Origin of the sequence: Hydrogenophaga sp. NFH-34 (assembly GCF_021401345.1) — a bacterium.
GTDB classification, from domain to species: domain Bacteria; phylum Pseudomonadota; class Gammaproteobacteria; order Burkholderiales; family Burkholderiaceae_C; genus Hydrogenophaga; species Hydrogenophaga electricum.
Genome location: NZ_JACBGE010000009.1, coordinates 31,893 through 54,749, shown reverse-complemented (window position 1 = coordinate 54,749; position 22,857 = coordinate 31,893). Strand labels below are relative to the sequence as shown.

19 protein-coding genes and 3 tRNA genes are annotated in these 22,857 nt (G+C 65.3%); 12 read left to right on the top strand and 10 right to left on the bottom strand.

Translation table 11 applies throughout. The features are described from left to right. From L0977_RS10205 to lptF, 6 genes are all read right to left on the bottom strand, one after another. On the bottom strand, positions 1-963 hold the full coding sequence (locus L0977_RS10205; RefSeq protein WP_234264756.1) for a FecR family protein: 963 nt from the start codon (positions 961-963) through the stop codon (positions 1-3). A 210-nt stretch (positions 964-1,173) separates the two neighbouring features. Continuing rightward, the gene (locus L0977_RS10200; RefSeq protein WP_234264755.1) at positions 1,174-2,352 is read right to left on the bottom strand and encodes a pyridoxal phosphate-dependent aminotransferase; all 1,179 of its coding nucleotides are present in this window, start codon (positions 2,350-2,352) and stop codon (positions 1,174-1,176) included. A gap of 7 nt (positions 2,353-2,359) precedes the next feature. Continuing rightward, positions 2,360-3,304, bottom strand: a complete 945-nt coding sequence (locus tag L0977_RS10195) for a CysB family HTH-type transcriptional regulator (RefSeq protein ID WP_234264754.1) — start codon at positions 3,302-3,304, stop codon at positions 2,360-2,362. Continuing rightward, positions 3,301-3,666, bottom strand: a complete 366-nt coding sequence (locus L0977_RS10190; RefSeq protein ID WP_234264753.1) for a sirohydrochlorin chelatase — start codon at positions 3,664-3,666, stop codon at positions 3,301-3,303. The genes L0977_RS10195 and L0977_RS10190 overlap by 4 nt, the downstream gene beginning before the upstream one ends. 3 nt (positions 3,667-3,669) lie before the next feature. Beyond that, on the bottom strand, positions 3,670-4,788 hold the full coding sequence (gene lptG, locus L0977_RS10185) for an LPS export ABC transporter permease LptG (RefSeq protein ID WP_234264752.1): 1,119 nt from the start codon (positions 4,786-4,788) through the stop codon (positions 3,670-3,672). Next, positions 4,785-5,888 carry an LPS export ABC transporter permease LptF gene (gene lptF, locus L0977_RS10180; RefSeq protein WP_234264751.1) on the bottom strand — a complete coding sequence of 368 codons (1,104 nt, stop codon included), beginning with the start codon at positions 5,886-5,888 and terminating at the stop codon, positions 4,785-4,787. The genes lptG and lptF overlap by 4 nt, the downstream gene beginning before the upstream one ends. 28 nt (positions 5,889-5,916) lie before the next feature. Here lptF and L0977_RS10175 point away from each other — a divergent pair, with 28 nt between their 5' ends. From L0977_RS10175 to L0977_RS10165, 3 genes are all read left to right on the top strand, one after another. Continuing rightward, on the top strand, positions 5,917-7,428 hold the full coding sequence (locus tag L0977_RS10175) for a leucyl aminopeptidase (RefSeq protein ID WP_234264750.1): 1,512 nt from the start codon (positions 5,917-5,919) through the stop codon (positions 7,426-7,428). 32 nt (positions 7,429-7,460) lie between these two features. Continuing rightward, complete coding sequence (locus tag L0977_RS10170; protein ID WP_234264749.1) at positions 7,461-7,898, top strand: DNA polymerase III subunit chi; 438 nt, start codon at positions 7,461-7,463, stop codon at positions 7,896-7,898. A gap of 224 nt (positions 7,899-8,122) precedes the next feature. Further along, on the top strand, positions 8,123-9,307 hold the full coding sequence (locus tag L0977_RS10165) for a branched-chain amino acid ABC transporter substrate-binding protein (protein ID WP_234264748.1): 1,185 nt from the start codon (positions 8,123-8,125) through the stop codon (positions 9,305-9,307). Positions 9,308-9,443: 136 nt separating this feature from the next. Here L0977_RS10165 and L0977_RS10160 read toward each other — a convergent pair whose 3' ends face one another. Continuing rightward, the gene (locus L0977_RS10160; protein ID WP_234264747.1) at positions 9,444-10,214 is read right to left on the bottom strand and encodes a 3-hydroxybutyrate dehydrogenase; all 771 of its coding nucleotides are present in this window, start codon (positions 10,212-10,214) and stop codon (positions 9,444-9,446) included. Between the two features lie 70 nt (positions 10,215-10,284). Between L0977_RS10160 and L0977_RS10155 the strand changes: the two genes are divergently transcribed. The 5 genes from L0977_RS10155 to rimO all read left to right on the top strand — a co-directional run bounded on the left by L0977_RS10155 (position 10,285) and on the right by rimO (position 15,956). After that, entirely contained in the window at positions 10,285-11,211 is a 927-nt protein-coding gene (locus L0977_RS10155) for an alpha/beta fold hydrolase (RefSeq protein WP_234264746.1), read from the top strand. Between the two features lie 20 nt (positions 11,212-11,231). After that, positions 11,232-13,553 (top strand): RelA/SpoT family protein, encoded by a 2,322-nt coding sequence (locus L0977_RS10150; protein ID WP_234264745.1) that lies wholly within the window; start codon positions 11,232-11,234, stop codon positions 13,551-13,553. Positions 13,554-13,611: 58 nt separating this feature from the next. After that, positions 13,612-13,688: transfer RNA gene (locus L0977_RS10145), tRNA-Val, on the top strand. Between the two features lie 299 nt (positions 13,689-13,987). After that, complete coding sequence (gene phaR, locus L0977_RS10140) at positions 13,988-14,530, top strand: polyhydroxyalkanoate synthesis repressor PhaR (RefSeq protein ID WP_234264744.1); 543 nt, start codon at positions 13,988-13,990, stop codon at positions 14,528-14,530. A 40-nt stretch (positions 14,531-14,570) separates the two neighbouring features. After that, on the top strand, positions 14,571-15,956 hold the full coding sequence (rimO, locus tag L0977_RS10135) for a 30S ribosomal protein S12 methylthiotransferase RimO (RefSeq protein ID WP_234264743.1): 1,386 nt from the start codon (positions 14,571-14,573) through the stop codon (positions 15,954-15,956). 148 nt (positions 15,957-16,104) lie between these two features. Here rimO and L0977_RS10130 read toward each other — a convergent pair. Continuing rightward, positions 16,105-16,189, bottom strand: a tRNA-Leu gene (locus L0977_RS10130). A gap of 145 nt (positions 16,190-16,334) precedes the next feature. Beyond that, positions 16,335-16,419, bottom strand: a tRNA-Leu gene (locus L0977_RS10125). A gap of 49 nt (positions 16,420-16,468) precedes the next feature. Here L0977_RS10125 and rnr point away from each other — a divergent pair. Then, entirely contained in the window at positions 16,469-18,742 is a 2,274-nt protein-coding gene (gene rnr / locus L0977_RS10120) for a ribonuclease R (RefSeq protein WP_234264742.1), read from the top strand. Positions 18,743-18,772: 30 nt separating this feature from the next. Then, positions 18,773-19,324, top strand: coding sequence for a YggT family protein (locus L0977_RS10115; RefSeq protein WP_234264741.1), 552 nt, complete (start codon positions 18,773-18,775; stop codon positions 19,322-19,324). A gap of 9 nt (positions 19,325-19,333) precedes the next feature. On the opposite strand, the gene L0977_RS10110 is transcribed toward L0977_RS10115, so the two are convergent. Continuing rightward, positions 19,334-20,872: an NAD(P)H-hydrate dehydratase gene (locus L0977_RS10110; RefSeq protein WP_234264740.1), complete on the bottom strand. Its 1,539-nt coding sequence runs from the start codon at positions 20,870-20,872 to the stop codon at positions 19,334-19,336. A 171-nt stretch (positions 20,873-21,043) separates the two neighbouring features. Between L0977_RS10110 and rpsB the strand changes: the two genes are divergently transcribed. Beyond that, complete coding sequence (rpsB, locus tag L0977_RS10105) at positions 21,044-21,796, top strand: 30S ribosomal protein S2 (RefSeq protein WP_234264739.1); 753 nt, start codon at positions 21,044-21,046, stop codon at positions 21,794-21,796. 123 nt (positions 21,797-21,919) lie between these two features. Next, positions 21,920-22,813, top strand: a complete 894-nt coding sequence (gene tsf / locus L0977_RS10100) for a translation elongation factor Ts (RefSeq protein ID WP_234264738.1) — start codon at positions 21,920-21,922, stop codon at positions 22,811-22,813. The last annotated feature ends 44 nt before the right edge of the window (positions 22,814-22,857 follow it).

Below are 22,857 nucleotides of genomic sequence, written 5' to 3'. Positions count from 1 at the left end.
TCAGCCCGCCGCCAGGGCCACACGGGCATCCTGGACGCCCAGTTCCGTCTGCTGGCTCAGCCGGTCGACCACGCTGCGGGCATCCTGCTCGGTGGCGAACTGGTTGATACGAACTTCGAAGCGGCCGTCCTTGCCCATGACCTCGGCGGGATAACCGGCTTCGACCAGGCGGTCGCGCAGGGCCCCGGCCTGGCCTGCCGTGGGCAGCAGGCCGAGCACCGCACGCCAGCGCCCGCCTTGCACCAGCACCCCGCTGCCTGGCGCGAGTTCGGCCTGCGCGATGAACTTGGCCAGTTGGTCCGGTGTGGCCTGACCGGCGGGGGTCTCCGGCTGGCCCGTGAACACCACCCAGAAGGCGCCCGGCTTTTCCAGGGCGATGTCCGGGCCGCTGTCCCGCTGCACGGCGACCTTGCCCTCGAAGACGCAGACCGCGTCGTGGTCGGCATCGGTCATGCTCCAGAAGTCCGTGCCGCGGATCCCCACCGTGGCGGTGGCGAGCTTCAGATTGAGCTGGCGCTGATGTCCGGCCAGTTTGCTGGAGATGTCGGTGGCGTAGCGGAACACGCCGGTGACCAGCCGCAGCGCGCTCTGGATTTCCTGCGGTTGCGCCACCCCGTGGCGTTTCACGCTCATCGCTTCGATGACCAGTTCGGTGGCCTCACCGAGCTTGACCTGGCTGCGGTCGGGCAGGCGCAGCAGCATGCGCGCCTGCCGGGCGGTCTGGGCCTTGTCGCCATCGCGCAGGCTGATGCCGGGCTGGGCCGCACGGCGGTCGCCATGGCGTTCCACCCAGGCGGGCAACTGGACGGCCTCCACCAGGGTGGGGGCGGCCTGGGCATGCGCCAGACGCGGACCGATGCCGATCGCGCAGGCAGCGAGCGCGACGCCCGAGAGCGTCAGTCGCAACCAGGCGCGGCGCCGAGGGACGGTCAGGACAGGGAAACGGGTGGGGGGCAACGACATCCGGGATCTCCGTGGTTTTTGGGGGGCGAAATCAGACAGGGAGCGGCGGCAAACCGCGCCGCTCCAGACTGGTACGCAGCGGTTTCCGTTTTGGATGCAAGATCGGTCCTGCGGGGTTTTTCTGAAGCGAAAAGCACTGCAGCCGGGTGCCTCAGAGGCGGTGGCTGGCTCCGGGCAGGGGAATCCGGTGGCTTCAGGTTGCGGCGGCGGTCAGAGCCGCGCCAGTCGGCTCAGCGCCTCGCGCAGGGTCTCGTCCTTTTTGGCGAAGCAGAAACGCACCACCTTCTGGTCAAAGCCGTTGCCGTAAAAGGCCGACAAAGGGATGGCGGCCACCCCGATTTCGCGTGTGAGCCATTGGCAGAACTCGGCCTCGGGCAGGTCGCGCTCAGCCACCGCCAGGCTCTCGATCCCCACGCACTGGAAATACGTGCCCTGGCCGGGCAGCAGCCGGAAACGGGTTTGTGCCAGGCCTTCGCGGAACAGGTCGCGCTTGCGCTGGTAGAAGCCGCTCAGTTGCCGATAGGGCGCGGGGTCGGCCATGTGGGCGGCCAGCGCGTGCTGCATGGGCGTGTTGACGGTGAACACATTGAACTGGTGCACCTTGCGGAATTCGGCGGTCAGTGGCGCGGGCGCCACCACGGTGCCGACCTTCCAGCCGGTCACGTGGTAGGTTTTGCCGAAGCTGCTGACGATGAAGGCGCGTGCGGCCAGGCCTGGAAAGCGCGCGGCGCTCTGGTGCTCCTGGTCGTCGAACACCATGTGTTCGTAGACCTCGTCGCTGATCAGCAGCACATTGGTCGGGGCGAGCAGCGCTTGCAGTTTGCGCATGTCCTCGGCGCTCCAGACCTGACCGCTGGGGTTGTGCGGACTGTTGATCATGAGCGCGCGGGTGCGCGGCGTGATGGCGGCGGCGATGGCGTCGAAATCGGGGCGGAACGTACCCGGTACCAGCGGCACGCGCACGACCTTGCCGCCAGCCAGCTCGATGTTGGGCACGTAGCTGTCGTAGCAGGGTTCCAGCACGATGACTTCGTCGCCCGGGTGCACGATCGCCAGGATGGCGGTCAGGATGGCCTGGGTCGCGCCGGCGGTGACGGTGATTTCGGTGGCCGGGTCGCAGCGCAGGCCATAGAGCGCCTGCATCTTGGCGGCCATGGCCTGGCGCAATGCCGGAACCCCGGGCATGGGTGGGTACTGGTTGTGGCCGGCCTTCATGGCGGCGGTGACGGCGTCGACCAGGGCCGGGTCGCAGTCGAAGTCGGGGAAGCCCTGGCCCAGATTGACAGCACCGGTTTCGGTCGCCAGGGCCGACATCACGGTGAAGATGGTGGTGCCGACTGCGGGCAGGCGCGAGTCGAGCAACGGGGTGTGCGGGGCGGCAGCGGTCATGGCGGTGTCAGATTTCGTATTCGTCGTGCGAGCCGGACATGGCCCGCAGGATCAGGTCGCGGGAAAGCCGGTCGCTCAGCAGCTCGGCAAAACGCAGCACGAAGTGCCGCAGGTAGGTGCCGCGCTTGAACGCCACGCGCGCGAGGTTGTGTCCGAACAGGGCGCCCGCGGGCCGGGCGACCAGATCGGGTGACTGGTTGTCGCCCTGGACGGCCATTTCGGCCACGATGCCCACGCCCATGCCGAGCTTGACGTAGGTCTTGATCACGTCGGAGTCGATGGCTTCGAGCACGATGTTGGGCTGCAGATGGCGCAGCGCGAAAGCCTGGTCGATCCGGGTGCGGCCGGTGAAGCTGGGGTGGTAGGTGATCAGCGGCACCTGGGCCAGGTCTTCCAGGCCGATGCGCTCACGCTGGACCAGCGGGTGGTCGAACGGCAACACCAGCACGTGTTGCCACTCGTAGGCCGGCAGGGTGACGAGGTCGGGGTAGTTGGCCAGCGACTCGGTGGCCATGCCGATCTCGGCCACCTCGTCCATCAGCATGCGCGCCACCTGGTCGGGCGAACCCTGGTGCAGGCTCACCGCGACCTTGGGGTAGGTCTGGCGCAGCTTGGCGACAGGCCCGGGCAGCACATACCGCGCCTGGGTGTGGGTGGTGGCAATCGACAGCGTGCCGCTGTCCTGGGCCGAATACTGCTCGCCGATGCGCTTGAGGTTGTTGACCTCGCGCAGGATGATGTCGATGCTCTTGAGCACCTGCTGCCCGGGCTCGGTCACGCGCTTGATGCGCTTGCCGTGGCGGGCGAAGATTTCCACGCCGAGTTCGTCCTCCAGCTCGATGATGGCTTTGGAGACGCCCGGCTGCGACGTGTGCAGGGCTTTCGCTGCTTCGGTCAGGTTGAGGTTGCGGCGCACCGCTTCTTGCACAAAGCGGAACTGGTGCAGGTTCATGGGTTCTCTTCCAGGGCAATGCGGGCCAGGAGTTCGGTCAGGCGCGGGTGTTCGCCAGCCGCGGGCAGGCATTCGACCGGCACGCCAGGGTGCGCCTGCACCAGGGCCTGCACCAGCCGGGGCAGGTCTTCGCGGGCGTGTTTGCCCATGCCGAAAAACAGGGGCAGCACGCGCACCCGGGTCGCGCCCTCAGCCACCAGCGCGTGGGTGGCGGTGGGGAGGTCGGGTTCGGACAGTTCCAGGTACGCGCAGACCACCCGAGACGCCGGGCTGGCTTGGGCAATGCGGCTGGCCACGGCCTCCACCGGCTGGCGCCACAGCGGATCGCGCGACCCGTGGGCCAGGACAATGACGCCCAGCATGCGCTACCTCCTGAGCACCAGCCAGCCAAAGGCCGCCAGCGAGACCACCGAATAGATCATTGCGGGAGCGGCCGCGGCCACCCAGGGCTCCCACTGATTGAGGTTGCCGACGTAGCCGAACACGTTGTTCAGCAGGAAGAAGCTGATGCCGATCATCACGCCGCCGAACACATAGCCCGTGATGCCGCTGGTGCGGAAGTGCAGGTAGGCAAAGGGCAGGGCGAGCACCACCATCACCAGGCAACTGAGCGGGTAGAACACCTTGCGCCAGAACTCGATCTCGTAGCGCAAGGCAGTCTGGTCGTTGGCCTCCAGATGGCGGATGTAGGCGAACAGGTCGGTGGTGCGCATGCGCTCGGGCTTGAGCAGCGCCACCGACACCATCTCCGTGGTGATGCTGCTGGGCCAGCGGTAGCTTTCGGTGTCTGTCCGGATCACGCGGCGCGACTGGGTGTCGGCACCCTCGAACTTGCGAACCTGCACCTGGTTGAGCAGCCAGGTTTCGTCGGCACCGATATGGCCGGACACCGCTTCGAGCGACGAACGGATGCGGCCTTTTTCATCGAACTCGAAAATGCGGACGTCCGACAGACCGCCTTCCGGGGACAGCGAGCCCACATTGACGGAGAAATTGCTGCTGCCCTGTCGCTCCTTGAGCCAGGCGCCGGTCTGGCCGACGCTGATGCGGCCGTGAAAGCTGGCCTTGAGCAACTGGGCGGTCTTGTCGGTCACGGGCGCCAGGTAGTCGCCGACCGCGAATGTGAGCACCGCAAAGGTCAGCCCAACGCCGAGCAGGGTGTGCAGGGCGCGCCACGGTCCCAGGCCGCTGGTTCGCAGGATGGTGTATTCCGAGCTCTGCGCCAGTCGCGCCATGACCGCCACCGTGCCGATCAGCACGCAGATGGGCAGCAGCTCGTAGATGCGGCTGGGCAGCAGCAGGGCCACATACAGAAACGCGTGGCGCAGTTCGTAGGTGGCGTTCGGGTCGATGCGGGACGGGCGGCCCAGCGAGGTCAACTCTTCGAGGAAGTCGAAGAAGAAGAACAGCGAAAGGAACGACAGCAGGACAAAGCCGGTGGTGACGGCGACTTCGCCGTAGATCAGGCGCCGGATGGTTTTCATGGTTGCGGCAGGCGCTTGGGAATGAACAGGTCGCGCAGGCTCAGGGCCTGGTGCCGCTTGGCCAGCCAGAGCAGGCACAGGACCAGCACCCCGCCGTGCAAGGCCACCAGGGTGGGCAGCAGCGGTGTCTGGCCGGTCGCGATCGAGCGCTGCGTGATGTTCAGGAGGTTGAAATACACCGTGAACGCGAACAGCGTGAACAACAGGTTGCCGCTCTTGCCCGCGCGCGGGTTGCTCACGGTGGCCGCGAGTCCCAGGATGATCAGGTTGATGGCGCTGAACACGACGCCGACGCGCCAGGCAAGTTCACCCTGGCTGGCGGCATCCCAGCTGTCGATCAGCGACCAGGTGCTGCGGGCCTTGAGCGACTGGCCTTCCATGAGCTGCTGGGCCGAGTCGCCGATCAGCACGCCATAACTCATGAAGTCGCTGATCTTGAGCTGACCTGTCTGGGCGTCGCGTTCCATGCGCTGGCCCTGTTCCAGCACCAGGTAGGGTCGGTCGTTGATGGTCTCGACGCGCCCGGCGCTGGCCGTGGTCACGGTTTCGCGACCATCGTCCTCGATGCTGGAGATGAACACGTTGCGGCCTTCGATGCCGTCGCTGGTGTCCTTGTCGATGAAGAACACGCGGCGACCGCTGGACGACTCCTGGAACTGACCGGGGGCGATGCGCTGCAGGTCCGAGCGGCTTTCAAAGCGCTCGCGCAGATTGGCCGTCTGCTGGTTGGCCCAGGGCCACACCAGGAATACCATCAGGCCGATCACCGCCAGAATCGGCCAGGCAAAGCGCAGAACCGGGGCCAGAAAGGCCGTGATCGAGCGGCCGCTGGCAAACCAGATGATCATCTCGCTGTCGCGGTACATGCGAGAGAGCACGGACACCACGGCGATGAACAGTGCCAGCGCCAGAATCGTCTGGGTGTAGCCCAGGACCGTGTAACCCAGCACGAGCATGATCTCTTCGGGGTTGACGCTGCCACGGGATGCGGCACCCAGTGTGCGGATCAGTACCATGGTCAGCACGATGGTGAACAGAATCACCAGCGTGGCACCGAAGCTGCGAGCGAGCTCTTTCCGGAGAGACGATTGGAATAACATCGAGCGAGTAACGACAATTTTCGACATTATGGACTTCGAACTCAAAGCCTTGACGGCCGCTCAGGCCGATTCCCTGGCGGCCGATGCGCTGCTCGTTCTGGTGCCCGACGAGGGCGTGCCGGCTTCCGGTTCGGCGCTGGCCGGGCTGGCCACCGATGCGGTGCAGCGCGGCGACCTGGAAGCCGGTGTGGGCAAAACTTTGGCCTGTTACCGACCGGCCGGCGTCAAGGCCACGCACGTGGTGCTGGTGCGCGCCGGCAATGGCTCTGCCGCAGCGGTGCGCAAGGCGGTGGCCGCGGGCATGACCCTGTTGCGGCAGCCGTCGCTGCGCAAGCTGGGGCTGGTGCTGTCCTGGCTGCCCGAATCGGCGCAGGGGGCTGCTGCCCGTGCGGCGGTGCCGGCGGTGGCCGAGCAGAGTTACGTCTTCACGACCACCAAGCCCACGGCCAAGCCGCGGCCGCTCAAGCAGGTGACCGTGGGGGTGACGCGCGTGGCCGCTGTTCGCGCGGATTTCGACGTGGGGCGCGCCCAGTTCGTGGGGATGGAGACGGCCAAAGAATGGGCCAACCGGCCGGCCAACCACGCCACGCCGTCGATGCTCGCCGATGCCGCGCGCAAGCTGGGCCGCAAGCCGGGCCTTCAGGTGGAGGTGCTGGGGCCGAAGGAGGTGGCGGCGCTGGGCATGGGGGCGTTCCTGGCCGTGGCGCAAGGCTCGGCCGAGCCGCTGCGCTTCATCGTGTTGCGCTACAACGGTGGCGCGCGGGGGGCGGCGCCCGTGGTGCTGGTGGGCAAGGGCATCACCTTCGATACGGGGGGCATCTCGCTCAAACCTGCGGCCGAAATGGACGAAATGAAGTTCGACATGGGGGGCGCTGCCAGCGTGCTGGGCACGTTCGCCGCGCTGGCCGAAGCCCGGCCGGCGTTGAACGTGGTCGGTCTGATCCCGACCTGCGAGAACATGCCCGATGGCCGCGCGGTCAAACCGGGTGATGTGGTCACCAGCATGAGTGGTCAGACCATCGAAATCCTGAACACCGACGCCGAAGGCCGCCTCATCCTGTGTGACGCGCTGACCTATGCGGCCCGTTTCCAGCCGCGTGCACTGATCGACATTGCCACCCTCACCGGGGCTTGCGTCATCGCTCTCGGGGCTGTGCGTTCGGGGCTGTTCTCGGCCCGGGACGACCTCGCTGCCGCGCTGCAGCAGGCCGGAGAACAGGCCCTCGATCCTTGCTGGCGCATGCCGCTGGACGATGAGTATGGGGACGGCCTGAAGTCGCACTTTGCCGACATGGGCAACGTGGCGGGCCGCGCCGCAGGGGCCGTGACGGCCGCGAAGTTTCTCCAGAAGTTTGTGGCCGAACAGCCTTGGGCACATCTGGACATCGCGGGCACGGCCTGGAAGAGCGGGGCCGCCAAAGGGGCCACAGGGCGTCCTGTGCCCTTGCTGCTGCAGTTCCTGCTCGACGAAGCGGCCCGCATCGCTGCGTCGCCAGCGGCACCGCAAAAACCGGCCCGTCGCCGTTCGGCCAAGGCCTGAATGACCGCAGACCGGGTGATCGGCGTTTTGCCATGAGCGAGGTGGCCTTCCATTTCAATGCGCCCGAGCGTGTGGCTTATGCCTGCCGCCTTCTGCGCAAGGCTTACCTGAAGGGCGCGCGCGTTCTGGTCTGGATCCACGAGGCAGAACTGCCCACGCTGGACACCGCGCTCTGGACCTTCGCGCAGGGGGAATTCGTGGCGCACGCGCGGGCTCGCGACCCCGAACCTGTGCGCCGGCACGCGCCGATTCTGTTGACCGACGACCCGGATGGGGTCCCGTTTGAAGCCGATGTGCTGGTCAATCTGGCGGGCAGCTGGACGGATGGCTTCACGCGGTTCGGGCGGGTCATTGAAGTGGTCACCCAGGACCCTCAGGACCGAGCCGGTGCGCGCGAGCGCTGGATGCGGTACCGGCAGCAGGGTTTTGAACCCCTTCGGCACGACCTCGCCCTCGCACCCGGTACCTGATTGAGCCTCTGTGTGAGCGAGTCCGCTACCTCCTGAAAGGGGTATTCACATCGGGTTTGCTTATGGGGCATTTCTTGCATTCATAAGACTCGCCGCCCGATGCGTTCCGGCCCAAGGGCTTTGTGCGGGTTTGAACGATGTGCTTTTTTTGGAGTATCTTTACGGACGTGGAGAAAAAAAGTTCCCTCCGCAGATCAACATCTCATTCCTTTCCGAGGATATTTATGCAACTGAACACCAAACTGGCCGTCATTGCAGCGGCTGTCGCCCTGGCCGCCTGTGGCAAGAAGGAGGAGGCAGCGCCCGAGGCTGCTGCGCCGGCAGCGGCTCCTGCAAGTGAACTGGTTGTGAAGATCGGTCACGTTGGCCCGACCAGTGGCGCGATTGCCCACCTCGGCAAGGACAATGAAAACGGCGCCAAGATGGCCATCGAGGAACTGAACGCTGCGGGCGTCATGATCGGTAGCCAAAAGGCCAAGTTCGAACTGCTGGCCGAAGACGATGCTGCCGATCCGAAGCAAGGCACCGCCGCTGCCCAGAAGCTGGTCGACGCCAAGGTCAACGGCGTGATCGGTCACCTGAACTCGGGCACGACCATTCCCGCTTCGCAGATCTACAACGACGCCGGTATTCCGCAGATTTCTCCCTCGGCGACCAACCCCAAGTACACCCGCCAGGGCTACGCCGGTGCTTTCCGTGTCGTGGCTGACGACACCGCATTGGGCGGCACCCTGGGCAAGTACGCGGTCGAGACGCTCAAGAGCAAGAACATCGCCGTGATCGATGACCGCACGGCCTATGGTCAGGGCGTGGCCGACGAGTTCGAAAAGGCCGCCCAGGCCGCTGGCGGCACCATCGTGGGCCGCGAGTTCACCAACGACAAAGCCACCGACTTCAACGCCATCCTGACTTCCCTGAAGGCCAAGAAGCCCGACGTGGTGTTCTTCGGCGGTATGGACGCCGTGGCTGGCCCGATGCTCAAGCAGATGAAGCAACTGGGCATCAACGCCAAGTTCATGGGTGGCGACGGCATCTGCTCGAGCGCGCTGCCGCAACTGGCTGGCGATGGCCTGTCGGATGACCAGGTCTACTGTGCCGAAGCCGGTGGTGTGGAAGGTGAACAAAAGGCTGGCATGGAGAAGTTCCGCGCGGACTTCAAGGCCAAGTTCGGTGCCGAAGTGCAGGTGTATGCCCCGTACGTGTACGACGCCGTCAAGGTCATGGCCGACGCCATGGTCAAGGCCGGCTCGTCCGATCCGGCCCAGTACCTGCCGGCGCTGAAGGCCACCGACTACAAGGGTGTGACCGGCCAGATCGCCTTCGACGAAAAGGGCGACATCAAGAACGGTGCCCTGACGCTGTACACCTACAAGGGTGGTGCCCGTTCCGAACTGGCTGTGATCCGCTGATCCGCCGGGATGCGCGGGCACCGGTGCCTATCACCGGCCGCCCGCGGCCCCATCAAAAAAGCCTCCCGCATGGGAGGCTTTTTTTCTCGCCGGTGCCCTTTCAGCAGACTGGGCCCGGAGGGGCGCGGAGCCCGCCTTACTGGGCCGCCCAGCCACCGTCCATGTTCCAGGCCACGCCGCGCACGTTCGCCCCGGCCGGAGAGCACAGAAACACGGCAAGTTCGCCCAGTTCGTCGGGTGTGGTGAACTGCATGGACGGCTCTTTTTCACCCAGCAGCAGCTTGGTGGCTTCCTCGTTCGACAGGCCGAGCGCTGCAGCCTTGGCATCCACCTGCTTTTGCACCAAGGGTGTGAGCACCCAGCCGGGGCAGATGGCATTGCAGGTCACGCCAGTGGTGGCGTTTTCCAGGGCGGTCACTTTGGTCAGGCCCACCACACCATGTTTGGCGGCCACATAGGCCGACTTTTCCGCCGAGCCCACCAGGCCGTGCACCGAGGCCACGTTGATGATGCGTCCCCAGTTGGCGGCCTTCATCGCCGGCAGCGCCAGGCGGGTGGTGTGAAAGGCGCTGGACAGATTGATGGCGATGATGGCGTCCCAGCGCTCGACCGGGAAGTCTTCCACCTTCGCCACATGCTGGATCCCGGCGTTGTTGACCAGGATGTCGACCCTGCCGAAGCGCTCGGCGGCGAACGTCATCATGGCTTCAATCTCGGACGGCTTGCTCATGTCGGCGCCGTGGTAGGCCACCTGGACGCCCAGGGCCGCGATCTCGGCCTGTGGGCCTTCGGCGTCCCCGAAGCCGTTGAGCACGATGTTGGCGCCCTGCCGGGCGAGCGCCTTGGCGATCCCCAGCCCGATCCCGCTGGTGGAGCCGGTGACGAGGGCAGTCTTGTTCTTGAGCATCGGTAATCTCCAGTTCCATTACGATAGGTTGAACAGCAATCGCAGGCATTATCGACGGAGACCCGAGGGGATGGACCGCACCGCACAGGCACCCACACTGCAGCACATCGACGTCTCAGGCCCCGCCGCCCAGGCCGGGGACGTGCGGCGCATGGCGTGGTGGTTCTGGCCGAGCCGAGAGCCGGCCAGGTCCGTCGTGGTGTGTGTACATGGCCTGACGCGCCAGGGGCGGGACTTTGATGTTCTGGCCGATGCGCTCTCCCATCAGGCGCACGTGGTGGCGGTCGACGTGGCTGGGCGCGGGCACAGCGACTGGCTGGCCGACCCCATGGGCTACCAGGTACCGACCTATGCCGCCGATCTCGGCCAACTGCTGCATCACCTGCGCCAGTGTTTTCCCGGGTTGCCCGTGGACTGGGTGGGCACCAGCATGGGCGGGCTCATTGGCATGACACTGGCGGCGCAGCCGGCGCTGGCGCCCAGGCGGCTGGTGCTCAATGACGTCGGCCCGGTCATCGAGTGGGAGGCCCTGCGGCGCATCGCCGACTATCTGGGCCGTTCGCCGACGTTCGGCTCCGAAGCCGAGGGCGTGCGCTATCTGGTGCAGATTGCTGCCGGATTCGGTCTGCACAGCGATGCGGAGTGGCATGCGCTGTCGGCCCCCATGCTGCGGCTTCGCGAGGGTATCTGGGGCCTGCATTACGACCCCGCCATCGCCGTGCCCGTCCAGGCCCTGATGGCGCTCGACGAAACCAGTTCCCGACAGGCCGTTCTGGCCGGGGAGGCGGCGCTCTGGGCACTGTATGACCGCATTGAGGCTCCGACGCTGTTGCTGCGCGGCGCCGATTCCGATCTGCTGACCCGCGAAACGGCGGACGCCATGTCCCGGCGTGGACCGAAGGCCCGCTGCGTGGAGTTTGCCGGTGTCGGCCATGCGCCGTCGCTGGTGCCGGCCGACCAGGTGGCCGCTGTCTGCGCCTTTCTTGACGCGGCCTGACAATGGCGGCGGACAACGACATGAAAAGAACCTTTTCTTCCGCCATGGAGGCGCCTGCTGCCGACGGCAGTGCAGCACCCGCCGCGGCCAGGCCATCGGCCATCGTGGAGGCTACCGCAGCCAGCCTGCCGGCGGACAGCCAAGCGCTGGCCCGCGCCCGCGCATTCGCCGAACCGCTGCTGGCGTTCGAACAACTGGACACGGGCGAAAACATCCTGGCGCATGCCGATGCGGTGGCGGGCATTCTGCGGGACATCGGTGGTTCCGAGGCGATGCAGGCGGCGTCCTATCTGGTTTACGCCTGCCGCTATCTCAACCGGCCGCAGGAAGTGATCACCAAGGCTTTCGGCGAAAACTACGCTGCGCTAGCCATGGAGACCACCAAGCTGGTGCAGTTGCAGCACCAGGCGCGCGAGAAGGCGGCCGAGGTGCAGGCGCGCAAGGCCGAAGAGCGCCAGGTGGCCCAGGAACAGGCACTGCCCGGGAGCTCGTCGGCCAAGATGCCGGTGTCCGAGCTGGCGGCAAACCAGACCGAAAACGTGCGCAAGATGCTGCTGGCGTTTTCGCGCGACCTGCGGGTGGTCATGCTGCGGCTGGCATCCCGGCTGCAGACGCTGCGCTACTTCGCCGCGACCAAAGGCGACCCGGGGGCCGCGCTGGCCAGCGAGTCGCTCAGTGTGTTCGCGCCGCTGGCCAACCGCCTGGGCATCTGGCAGATCAAGTGGGAGATGGAGGATCTGGCCTTCCGTTTCCTGGAGCCGCAGACCTACAAGGAGGTCGCGCGGCTGCTGGAGGACAAGCGCATCGAGCGCGAGCAGCATGTCGAGCAGGTGCGCAGCGAACTGGAAGCGTCGCTGCAGGCGCAAGGCATCCAGGCCAGCGTGCAGGGCCGGCCCAAGCACATCTACAGCATCGTCAAAAAGATGCGTGGCAAGTCGCTGGATTTCAGCCAGGTGTTCGACATCCGTGCCTTGCGGGTCGTGGTGCCGGCGGTGGACGACTGCTACGCGGTGCTGGCCTTGGTGCATGCCCGCTTCACGCCGGTCGCCGAGGAGTTCGACGACTACATCGCCAAGCCCAAGCCGAACGGCTACCAGTCTCTGCACACCGTGGTGCGCGATGCCCAGGGGCGCGCTTTCGAGATCCAGATCCGGACCCAGGCCATGCACGATCACGCCGAACATGGCGTGGCCGCCCACTGGGCCTACAAGGAGGCGGGCTCGAAAGGCTACGCAGGCGTGTCGGCCAGTTCGGAGTACGACGCCAAGATCGCGGTGCTGCGGCAACTGCTGGCCTGGGAGCGCGACCTCAGCGGCGGCGGTCGCCACGATCTGTTCGACGACCGCATCTACGTGCTCACGCCCGATGCGGCGATTGTCGAGCTGCCACGCGGCGCCACGCCGGTGGACTTCGCCTACAGCGTGCACACCAGCCTGGGCCACCGCTGCCGAGGGGCCCGCGTCGACAACGCCATGGTGACGCTGAACACGCCGCTGCAGAACGGCCAGACGGTCGAGATCATCGCGGCGAAGGAGGGCGGACCGTCCCGTGACTGGCTCAACCCCGATCTGGGTTATCTGGTCGGGCACCGTGCCAAGAGCAAGGTGCGCGCCTGGTTCAATGCGCAGGCGCTGGAAGTCACCGTCGCCCGTGGCCGTGAAGCCGTGGAGAAACTGCTCCAGCGCGAAGGCAAGACGGCCGTCCGACACGACGACCTGGCGGCCGCATTGGGCTTGTCCTCGGCCCAGGAGCTGTTCGAGCAGGTGGGCAAGGACGAGCTCTCGCTCAAGGCCATTGAAGCGCAACTGCGGCCCGCCGAGCCGGTCGAGGCGCCCGAGGTGCCGCTGCTGCGCAAGCCCCGGCGCCCCACCGATGCGGTGCCCGGCAGCGTGCTGGTGGTCGGGGTCGGGGCACTCATGACGCAACTGGCACGCTGCTGCAGGCCGGCGCCACCCGACGACATCTGCGGCTTTGTCACCCGTGGCAAGGGCGTGAGTGTCCACCGCTCGGACTGCACCGATTTCCGGCACCTGCAGCGCAAGCATCCGGACCGTGTGATCGAGGTGCAATGGGGCGATGCCGGGCAGGGCGCGCGCGATGGCAAGGGGCCGGTCTATCCGGTCGACGTGGCGGTGGAAGCCCAGGATCGCCAGGGCCTGTTGCGCGACATTTCCGATGTGTTCGCGCGCGAGAAGATCAATGTGATCGGGGTGCAGACCCAGTCGGTCAAAGGCGTGGCCTGGATGACGTTCACGATCGAGATCACCGACGCACGCCAGGTCGCGCGGGCCATGTCCGTGGTGGGCGATGTCTCGGGCGTGCGCATGGTGCGCCGCAAGTGAAGCTGGCCAGTCGAAAGCCCAAAAAGCCGTGCTATAATGCGAGCTTCGATACGATCGAAGGCGCGTAGCTCAGTTGGTTAGAGCACCACCTTGACATGGTGGGGGTCGTTGGTTCGAATCCAATCGCGCCTACCAAATGCCCAAAGCCCGGTTCTCCTGTGAGACCGGGCTTTTTTGTGTCCGTTTGGGCTTGTTGTCGAGCGGCCTTGCCGTCGTTGGGGATGCCGTTGTTGCTGGGGTGGTGGCTCTCGCGACTTCGGTGGGAGCAGGTGGGGTTGCGCCGCCAGTTGCAGAGCTTGCCGGTAGCGATGTGACGGGACGGTGATCCACAGGGTAAACCCATGCTGCGCCGCGGTGGGGCCTTCCTAGAATGTGGCGTATGCTTGGTCCATTCGGCATGGGCTGTGGCTCCCCTATCTGAGAAGGTTCCGTCAGTGCAAAAAAGCAAGGCTCCTGACAGTGGTGCGAAGACCGCATCCATTCGGGTGATCAAGAAGTACCCCAACCGGCGTCTCTACGACACCGATACCTCGTCGTACATCACCCTCACCGAGGTCAAGGCTCTGGTGATGGACAACGAGCTTTTCGTGGTGCGCGACGCCAAGAGCAACGAAGATCTCACGCGCAGCATCCTGCTGCAAATCATCCTGGAAGAAGAAACGGCCGGTGTGCCCATCTTCACCGAGCCGGTGCTGGCGAACATCATCCGCTTCTACGGGCATTCCATGCAGGACTTCATGGGGGCCTACCTGGAAAAGAACGTCCAGATCTTCATGGACCTGCAGTCCAAGATGTCCGAGCAGTCCAAGGGCCTCAATCCCGAGGTCTGGCAGCAGTTCATGAACGTGCAGTCGCCCATGATGCAGGGCATGATGGGGGCGTACTTGGAGCAGTCTCGCCACGCGTTCACGCAGATGCAGGACCAGATGCAGAAGAACAGCGAGCAGATGCTGGCAGCGCTCGGACTCAAGCGCTGAGTGCACTTCCGGGGCGGGTCTGAGACAATCCCGTCCCATCATGACAGAACCCCACATTTCATCGGGCGCTGCAGCGCCCAAGGTCGGCTTCGTTTCGCTTGGGTGCCCGAAGGCGCTCACAGACTCCGAACTCATCCTCACGCAACTGAGCGCCGAGGGCTACCAGACCAGCAAGACCTTCGACGGCGCCGATCTGGTGATCGTCAACACCTGCGGCTTCATCGACGATGCGGTCAAAGAAAGCCTGGACACCATCGGTGAGGCCTTGGCTGAAAACGGCAAGGTCATCGTGACCGGCTGCCTGGGGGCGCGGCAGGCCGAAGGCGGGCACAACCTGGTGGAGAGCATCCATCCGGCGGTGCTGGCCGTCACGGGCCCGCACGCCACGCACGAGGTGATGGAGGCCGTGCACAAACACCTGCCCAAGCCGCACGACCCGTTTGTCGATCTGGTGCCGGCCCAGGGCATCAAACTTACTCCGCGCCACTATGCCTACCTGAAGATTAGCGAGGGCTGCAACCACCGCTGCACCTTCTGCATCATCCCCAGCATGCGGGGCGATCTCGTCAGCCGCCCGGTGGGTGACGTGCTTGGCGAGGCGCGCCGCCTGTTCGAGGCGGGTGTCAAGGAACTGTTGGTGGTCAGCCAGGACACTTCGGCCTACGGTGTGGATGTCAGGTACCGCACCGGTTTTTGGGATGGCAAGCCCGTGAAGACCCGCATGCTGGATCTGGTGCGCGAACTGGGCGAGCTGGCCAAGGGTTTTGGGGCCTGGGTGCGGTTGCATTACGTCTACCCCTATCCGCATGTCGACGAGGTGTTGCCGTTGATGGCTGAAGGTCTGGTGCTGCCCTATCTGGACGTGCCTTTTCAGCACAGCCACCCCGATGTGCTGCGGCGCATGAAGCGCCCGGCCAGTGGCGAGAAGAACATCGAACGCCTGCAGCGCTGGCGCGAGCTGTGTCCCGATCTGGTGATTCGCAGCACCTTCATTGCGGGCTTTCCGGGCGAGACCGAGGCGGAGTTCCAGCATTTGCTCGACTTTGTGGAGGAGGCGCAGATCGATCGCGCGGGCTGCTTTGCCTATTCGCCGGTGGCCGGTGCTGCGGCCAACGACATTCCTGGCGCCGTGCCCGATGCCTTGCGCGAAGAGCGCCGTGCCCGGTTCATGGCGGTGGCCGAGCGGGTTTCCGCGCAGCGTCTGCAGCGGTACGTCGGAGCGACCATGCAGGTGCTGGTCGACTCGGCTCCGGGCATGGGCAAGAAGGGCGGGGTGGGGCGCTCCTATGCCGACGCCCCGGAGATCGATGGTGTTGTGCGGCTGTTGCCGCCCCAGAAGATCAGCAAGACAGTCAAGATGGGTGAGTTCACCAAGGCGCGTATCGTGGCTGCTGAGGGACACGATCTGCTGGCGCTACCGGTCTGACTTGCGCGGCCTGTTGGTTGCGGGAGAACTTGGAGGGTTTTTCCGCGACCGTAGGCTGGCAGGCTTGCCCAAGAGTAATGCTGGTGCAGCTTAGTAAGGGGCAAAACAAAAAGGCTTGCCGATGGGTATCGGCAAGCCTTTGCATTTTTGGTGCCCAAGAGAGGACTCGAACCTCCACGCCTCTCGGCGCTAGTACCTGAAACTAGTGCGTCTACCAATTCCGCCACCTGGGCATCTCAGGAAGCTCGCATTATAGCTCGGTTTTTTGGTTATTCGGAAGTCCTGGCCGGATTTTCTGCATGTCGGCAGCAGGTGTCTGGTCTGCGTGAAAAAAGAAAAAGGGCTTGCCGCTTCGAAGCTGGCAAGCCCTTATGATGGTGGTGCCCAAGAGAGGACTCGAACCTCCACGCCTCTCGGCGCTAGTACCTGAAACTAGTGCGTCTACCAATTCCGCCACCTGGGCATCTCAGGAAACAGCTATTCTAGCAGTTGAAAACAGCATCAAAGCCATAGTGAACGAAAAAAACAGCCTGCTGGCCGAATTTGAAGGCATCGTCTCCGGTCACCGTGATGGACACGGTTTTGTGATCCGCGATGACGGACAGCCCGACATCTATCTTCCTTCCAACGAAATGCGAGCGGTCCTGCACAAAGATCGCGTCAAGGCCCGCATCGTGCGGCTGGATCGCAAGGGTCGCCCCGAAGGCCGGGTCACCGAAATCATTGAACGCTCGGATGCGCCCATCATCGGCCGGTTGCTGCAGGAAAGCGGTGTCTGGCTGGTGGCGCCGGAAGACAAGCGCTATGGGCAGGATGTGCTCATTCCCAAAGGTGCTACCGGTTCCGCCAAGGCGGGCCAGGTGGTGGTGGTCGAGCTGACGGAACCGCCCGCGCTCTACGGTCAGCCCGTGGGGCGGGTCAAGGAAGTGCTGGGGGAGATCGACGATCCCGGCATGGAGATTGAAATTGCGGTGCGCAAATATGGCGTGCCACACCAGTTTTCCGAAGCGGCCATGGCCGAAGCCCGGGCGCTGCCCGACAAGGTGCGCCCGACCGATTTGCGGCAGCGCGTGGATTTGCGTGATGTGGCCCTCGTGACCATCGACGGCGAAGATGCGCGCGACTTCGACGATGCCGTGTACTGCGAACCGGCCAGGGTGGGCCGGGCCAAGGGCTGGCGCCTGTTGGTGGCGATTGCCGACGTGAGCCACTACGTCAAAACGGGCGCCCCCATCGACGTCGACGCCTACGACCGCGCCACGTCGGTCTATTTCCCGCGCCGCGTCATTCCCATGCTGCCGGAGAAGCTCTCCAACGGCCTGTGCTCGCTCAATCCAGACGTGGACCGCCTGTGCATGGTCTGCGACATGCTCATCAACGCCAAGGGCGAGATCCACGCGTACCAGTTCTATCCGGCGGTGATGCACAGCCACGCACGCTTCACCTACACCGAAGTGGCGGCGATCCTGCAGAACACGCGCGGCCCCGAGGCGCAGAATCGCAAACCGCTGGTGCCGCACCTGTTGAATCTTCACGATGTCTACCGTGCGCTGCTGGCGGCCCGTCAGAAGCGCGGGGCGGTGGACTTCGAGACCGTGGAGACGCAGATCGTCTGCGACGAATCGGGTCGGATCGACAAGATCGTGCCCCGTACCCGCAACGACGCGCACAAGCTCATCGAAGAGGCGATGCTGGCGGCCAACGTCTGCTCGGCCGACTTCATTGGCCAGAGCAAGCATGCCGGCCTGTTCCGGGTGCACGAAGGGCCCACGCCGGAAAAGCTCGAGACGCTGCGCAACTACCTCAAGTCCATGGGCGTGTCCCAGACCGTGAGCGAACGGCCCCATCCCTCCGAATTCCAGCAGATCGCCAGTGCCACGAAGGACCGGCCCGACGCTCAGCAGATTCATACCATGCTGCTGCGTTCGATGTCGCAGGCCATTTACACGCCCATGAACGAAGGGCATTTCGGTCTGGCGTTCGAGGCCTACACGCACTTCACCAGCCCGATCCGGCGCTACCCCGATCTGCTGGTGCATCGGGTGATCAAGGCCATTCTGCTCAAGCAGCGCTACCAGCTCCCGGCCTTGCCGACGCCGGGCGAGGCGCACGCCAAGCTCAGCAAGCGGCTGGCCAGCCGTGCCAAGGCGCCCACCCAGCAGCCGGTCAAGAAGCCCTCGGGCGAGGTGCTGGCCTGGCAGGCAGCCGGTCTGCATTGCAGCGCGAACGAGCGCCGCGCCGACGAAGCCAGCCGCGACGTGGAAGCCTGGCTCAAGTGCAAGTACATGCGCGAGCATCTGGGCGAAGAGTTCAGCGGCGTGGTGACCGCTGTCACCAGCTTCGGACTCTTTGTCACGCTCGACGCCATGTATGTGGAGGGGCTCATCCACATCACCGAGCTTGGCGGGGAATATTTCCGTTTCGACGAGGCGCGTCAGGAGCTGCGCGGCGAGCGCACCGGGATCCGCTATTCACTCGGCACACGGGTGCAGGTGCAGGTCAGCCGGGTCGATCTCGATGGCCGGCGCATCGACTTCCGTCTGGTGGGTGGCGACGAGGATGTGCTGCTGCGGGCGATGCGCGACAAGAGCGGGCACGGTGGTGCAGGCCAGGACGAGCGAGGCAAGGCGGCGCGCCACGATGCGGGTGCCCGCCGGTCGCCGGGTAAAAAAGCCCCCAAAGGCGCGGGGCCCTCGGCGACTGTGTCTGGGGTCGCTCCTGGCCAGAAGGCGGCGGGCAAGAAGGCTGCACGCCCGTCCGCCAAGTCGCGGCGCAGCCGGCGCTGAGCTGGCGTCGCCTCGGGGGACAATGCGCCGATGCAAGTTCTGGATTTCCTGCTCAAAACCCTGTTTTTCTTTCTGATCGGGGCGGCTTTGCTGCGTGCCTGGATGAACCAGTGGCGCATCCAGATGTCCGTGCAGCCGGGGCGTTTCGTGATCGCAGCCACCGACTGGCTGGTCAAGCCCCTGCGGCGCCTGCTGCCGCGGGCGCTCATGCAGAGTCGTATCGACTGGGGCAGTCTGCTGGCGGCGATGCTGATGGCGCTGGCTTACGCCGGGCTCTGGCTGGCCATCGTCGTTCAGGGCGGCAGCACGGTCCTGGCTGCCGCTACCCTGTGGCTGGCCATCGGGATTTTGGCCTTGAAGATGCTGGCGTTTGTGGTGTTGCAGGGTCTGATGCTGCTGCTGTTGCTGTACGCCGTGCTGTCCTGGGTGCAGCCGCAGGCGCCAGCGATGTCGGTGCTGGAGCGATTGTGCGGCCCCCTGCTGCGGCCGGTGCGCCGGTTCGTTCCCACGGTGGGCGGGCTGGATCTGTCGGTGCTCGTTCTGCTGGTGCTGCTGCAGGTGGGGTTGATTGTCCTGAACTGATTCGGACGCTCAGCCCTGGGCGGCCAGCCAGCCGGCGACCATGGGCCGTCCCGGATGGTTCTGCGACCATTGCTCGGCATGCAGTCCGTGGCGGTGTACCGCCGTGGCAACAGTGGTGAGCAGTGTCTCGTCGTCCAGGTTGTCAGGGATGGCCGCCAGTGCGGCCCCGATCAGGCCGGCCAGCACATCGCCTGTGCCTGCCGTGGCCAGCGCCGGATCGCCGCTGGCATTGATCAGGGGCGGCAGCCGGGGGGTGGCCGACACCGTGCCCGAGCCCTTGAGCACACAGACGGCACCCCAGGTCTCGCTCAGCGTGCGCGCGGCCTGCAGGCGATTGCCCATGATCTGTGTGGTGCTGGAGCCGAGCAGGCGGGCGGCTTCAAGCGGATGCGGTGTCATTACCGTCACAGCGTCGCGCTGTCGGCGTTGCTTCAGTTGCCTCCCCAGCGCCGGGCTTTCAGCGATGCGGTTGAGCGCGTCGGCGTCCAGGACGAGGCGCGGAGCGTGTTCCAGCAGGCCGGGCAGCACGGCCTCCACCGCTTCACCGCCGCCGCAGCCGCAAACCACGCAAGCGTGTGCCAGCAAGGTGGGATCGAGCAGGGTGTCGGGCTGGCGAAGCATTAGTTCAGGACTGGCAGGGTCCCAGGCGATGGGGTGCTGGGTGTCGGCGAGCAAGCCCACAAAGACGCGCCCGGCGCCCGCGTGCAGGGCCGCACGACCGGCGAGCAGGGCGGCGCCCACCATGCTGGCGCCGTTGAGGTCGATGTGTTGGCCGCCCAGGACGATCACATCGCCTTGGCGCCCTTTGTGTGTGGCGTGTGGGCGGGTGGGTGTTGCGTACTCGGGCACAAAGAGCCGGGCGTCCGGCGTCGCTGTCGGAGGCTGGATGCCGAGCTCGTCGAACCAGACGGTGCCAGCGGCATCGCGGCCATCTGCCGTGAACAGGCCGGGCTTGAGTGTGAGCAGACTCAGGGTGTGCCGTGGCCCGGGGGGCGTTCGGGGCAGGCCCCCGTTGCTCCAGGCGGCACCGGTGTCGCCGTCCAGCTGGCTGGGCACGTCGACGCAGAGCACGGTTGCCGAGGTCTGCCGCAATTGCTGCAGGTGCTCGGCCAGGCGCCCCTCTGGGCGGCGGCGGGCGCCGATGCCGAGCAGGGCATCGATGGCCAGGTCGAATTCCTCAGGCGGGTGCTCGGACACGGCCAGGCCGGCGGCCTGAAGCTGCTGCCAAGCGTTGGCGGCATCATCAGGCAGGCGGTCCGGCTCGCCGCAAAAGGTCACGGTGACTTGTGTGCCCGTTTGGCGGGTCCTGTGCCATTGATGCAGACGGCTTGCCGCCATCAGGCCGTCGCCGCCGTTGTTGCCGGGGCCGCAGGCCACCCAGACATGGCGGGCGTGTGGAGCTAGGGCCAGTGCCAGCTCGGCCACGGCCGTGCCGGCGCGGGCCATCAGGGTGTGTGCGGGGAGCGCGGCTGCGGCATCGTGCTCGATCAGGCGTGTGGCGGAAGCGAGAAAGAGGGGCTCGGAGGACGGTCCGGGAACGCGGCGCATGGGGTGGTCGGCAGATGCTATAATCGAAAGGCTTTGCTGAGTGCAGGCTGCCATTGTGGCGGTCGGCACCCGGCGGAGAAATCGCAAGCCGGTCCATCCAGGTGTTGCCCGTGCGCCAGGCGCAGGGTGATCGGGGCCGGATTTTAGACCCAACCTTCGGAAAGAAATCCCATGTCTATCTCCATGCGCGAAATGCTGGAAGCCGGTGTCCACTTCGGCCACCAGACCCGCTTCTGGAACCCCAAGATGGCTCCGTACATCTTCGGTTCTCGCAACAAGATCCATATCGTCAATCTCGAAAAGACGCTGCCGCTGTTCGAGGAAGCCCAGAAGTTCGTGCGTCAGCTGTCGGCCAACCGCGGCACCATCCTGATGGTGGGCACCAAGCGCCAGTCGCGCGACATCGTGGCCCAGGAAGCTCGCCGTGCCGGCGTGCCCTTCGTTGATCAGCGTTGGCTGGGTGGCATGCTGACCAACTTCAAGACGGTCAAGACCTCCATCAAGCGCCTCAAGGACATGCAGGCTCAGAAGGAAGCCGGCCTGGACAGCATGAGCAAGAAGGAGCAGCTCATGTTCAACCGCGAGATGGAAAAGCTGGAAAAAGACATCGGCGGCATTCAGGACATGAACGCTCTGCCCGATGCCATCTTCGTGATCGATGTGGGCTTCCACAAGATTGCTGTGCTCGAAGCCCAGAAGCTGGGTATCCCGCTGGTGGGCGTGGTCGATACCAACCACTCGCCGGCTGGCATCGATTACGTGATTCCTGGCAACGACGACTCGGCGCGCGCCGTGGCGCTGTACGCCCGTGGCATTGCTGACGCCATCATCGAAGGCCGCTCGAACGTGGTCACCGACATCGTCAAGGCGGCTGGCGAAGGCAGCGACGAATTTGTCGAAGTCCAGGAAGACGCGGCCGCCTGAGGCGGGCTTTCTTCCCCGGATTCGTCCGGCAAGGAGGGGCTCGTGTAGCCCCTTTTTTGCAAGCATCCCCGAACACCATTTGTCCGCCGGCCACTCGGTCACGGGCTTGAAGGAGAACTGAACATGGCAATTACCGCAAGCATGGTTGGCGAACTGCGCGCCAAGACCGATGCCCCCATGATGGAATGCAAGAAGGCGCTGACCGAAGCCGATGGCGACATGGTCAAGGCCGAAGAGATCCTGCGCGTCAAGCTGGGCACCAAGGCCGGCAAGGCCGCCAGCCGTGTGACCGCTGAAGGCGTGGTTGCGTCCTTCATCGATGGCAGCACCGGTGCGTTGATCGAAGTCAACTGCGAAACCGACTTCGTGACCAAGAACGACAGCTTCCTGGCGCTGGCGAATGCGGCTGCCAAGCTGGCTGCTGAAAACAATCCCGCAGACGTGGCCGCTCTGGGCGCCTTGCCCTACGAGCAGGAAACCTACGGCCCGACCCTGGAAGAAGTGCGCAAGGGTCTGATCGGCAAGATCGGCGAAAACATGTCGTTCCGCCGCTTTCAGCGCTGGTCTGCTGGCAGCAAGCTGGTCAGCTACCTGCATGGCACGCGCATTGGCGTGATGGTCGAGTTCGATGGCGACGCGGTGGCTGCGAAGGACGTGGCCATGCACATTGCAGCCATGAAGCCGGTGGCGCTGTCGTCGGCCGACGTGCCCGCTGATCTGATCGCCAAAGAGCGTTCGGTGGCCGAGCAGAAGGCTGCTGAATCCGGCAAGCCTGCTGACATCGTCGCCAAGATGGTTGAAGGTTCGGTGCAGAAGTACCTCAAGGAGGTCTCGCTGCTGAATCAGGTCTTCGTGAAGGCTGCTGACGGCAAGCAGACCGTCGAGCAGTACCTGAAGTCGGCGGGCACCACCGTCAAGGGTTTCACCCTGTATGTGGTGGGTGAAGGCATCGAGAAGAAGGTGGACGATTTTGCTGCCGAAGTGGCTGCCCAGGTGGCTGCCGCCAAGGGCGCCTGACGTCCTGCTGGCCGGGTGGCCCCTCTGGGCCCCGGCCTTTGCCT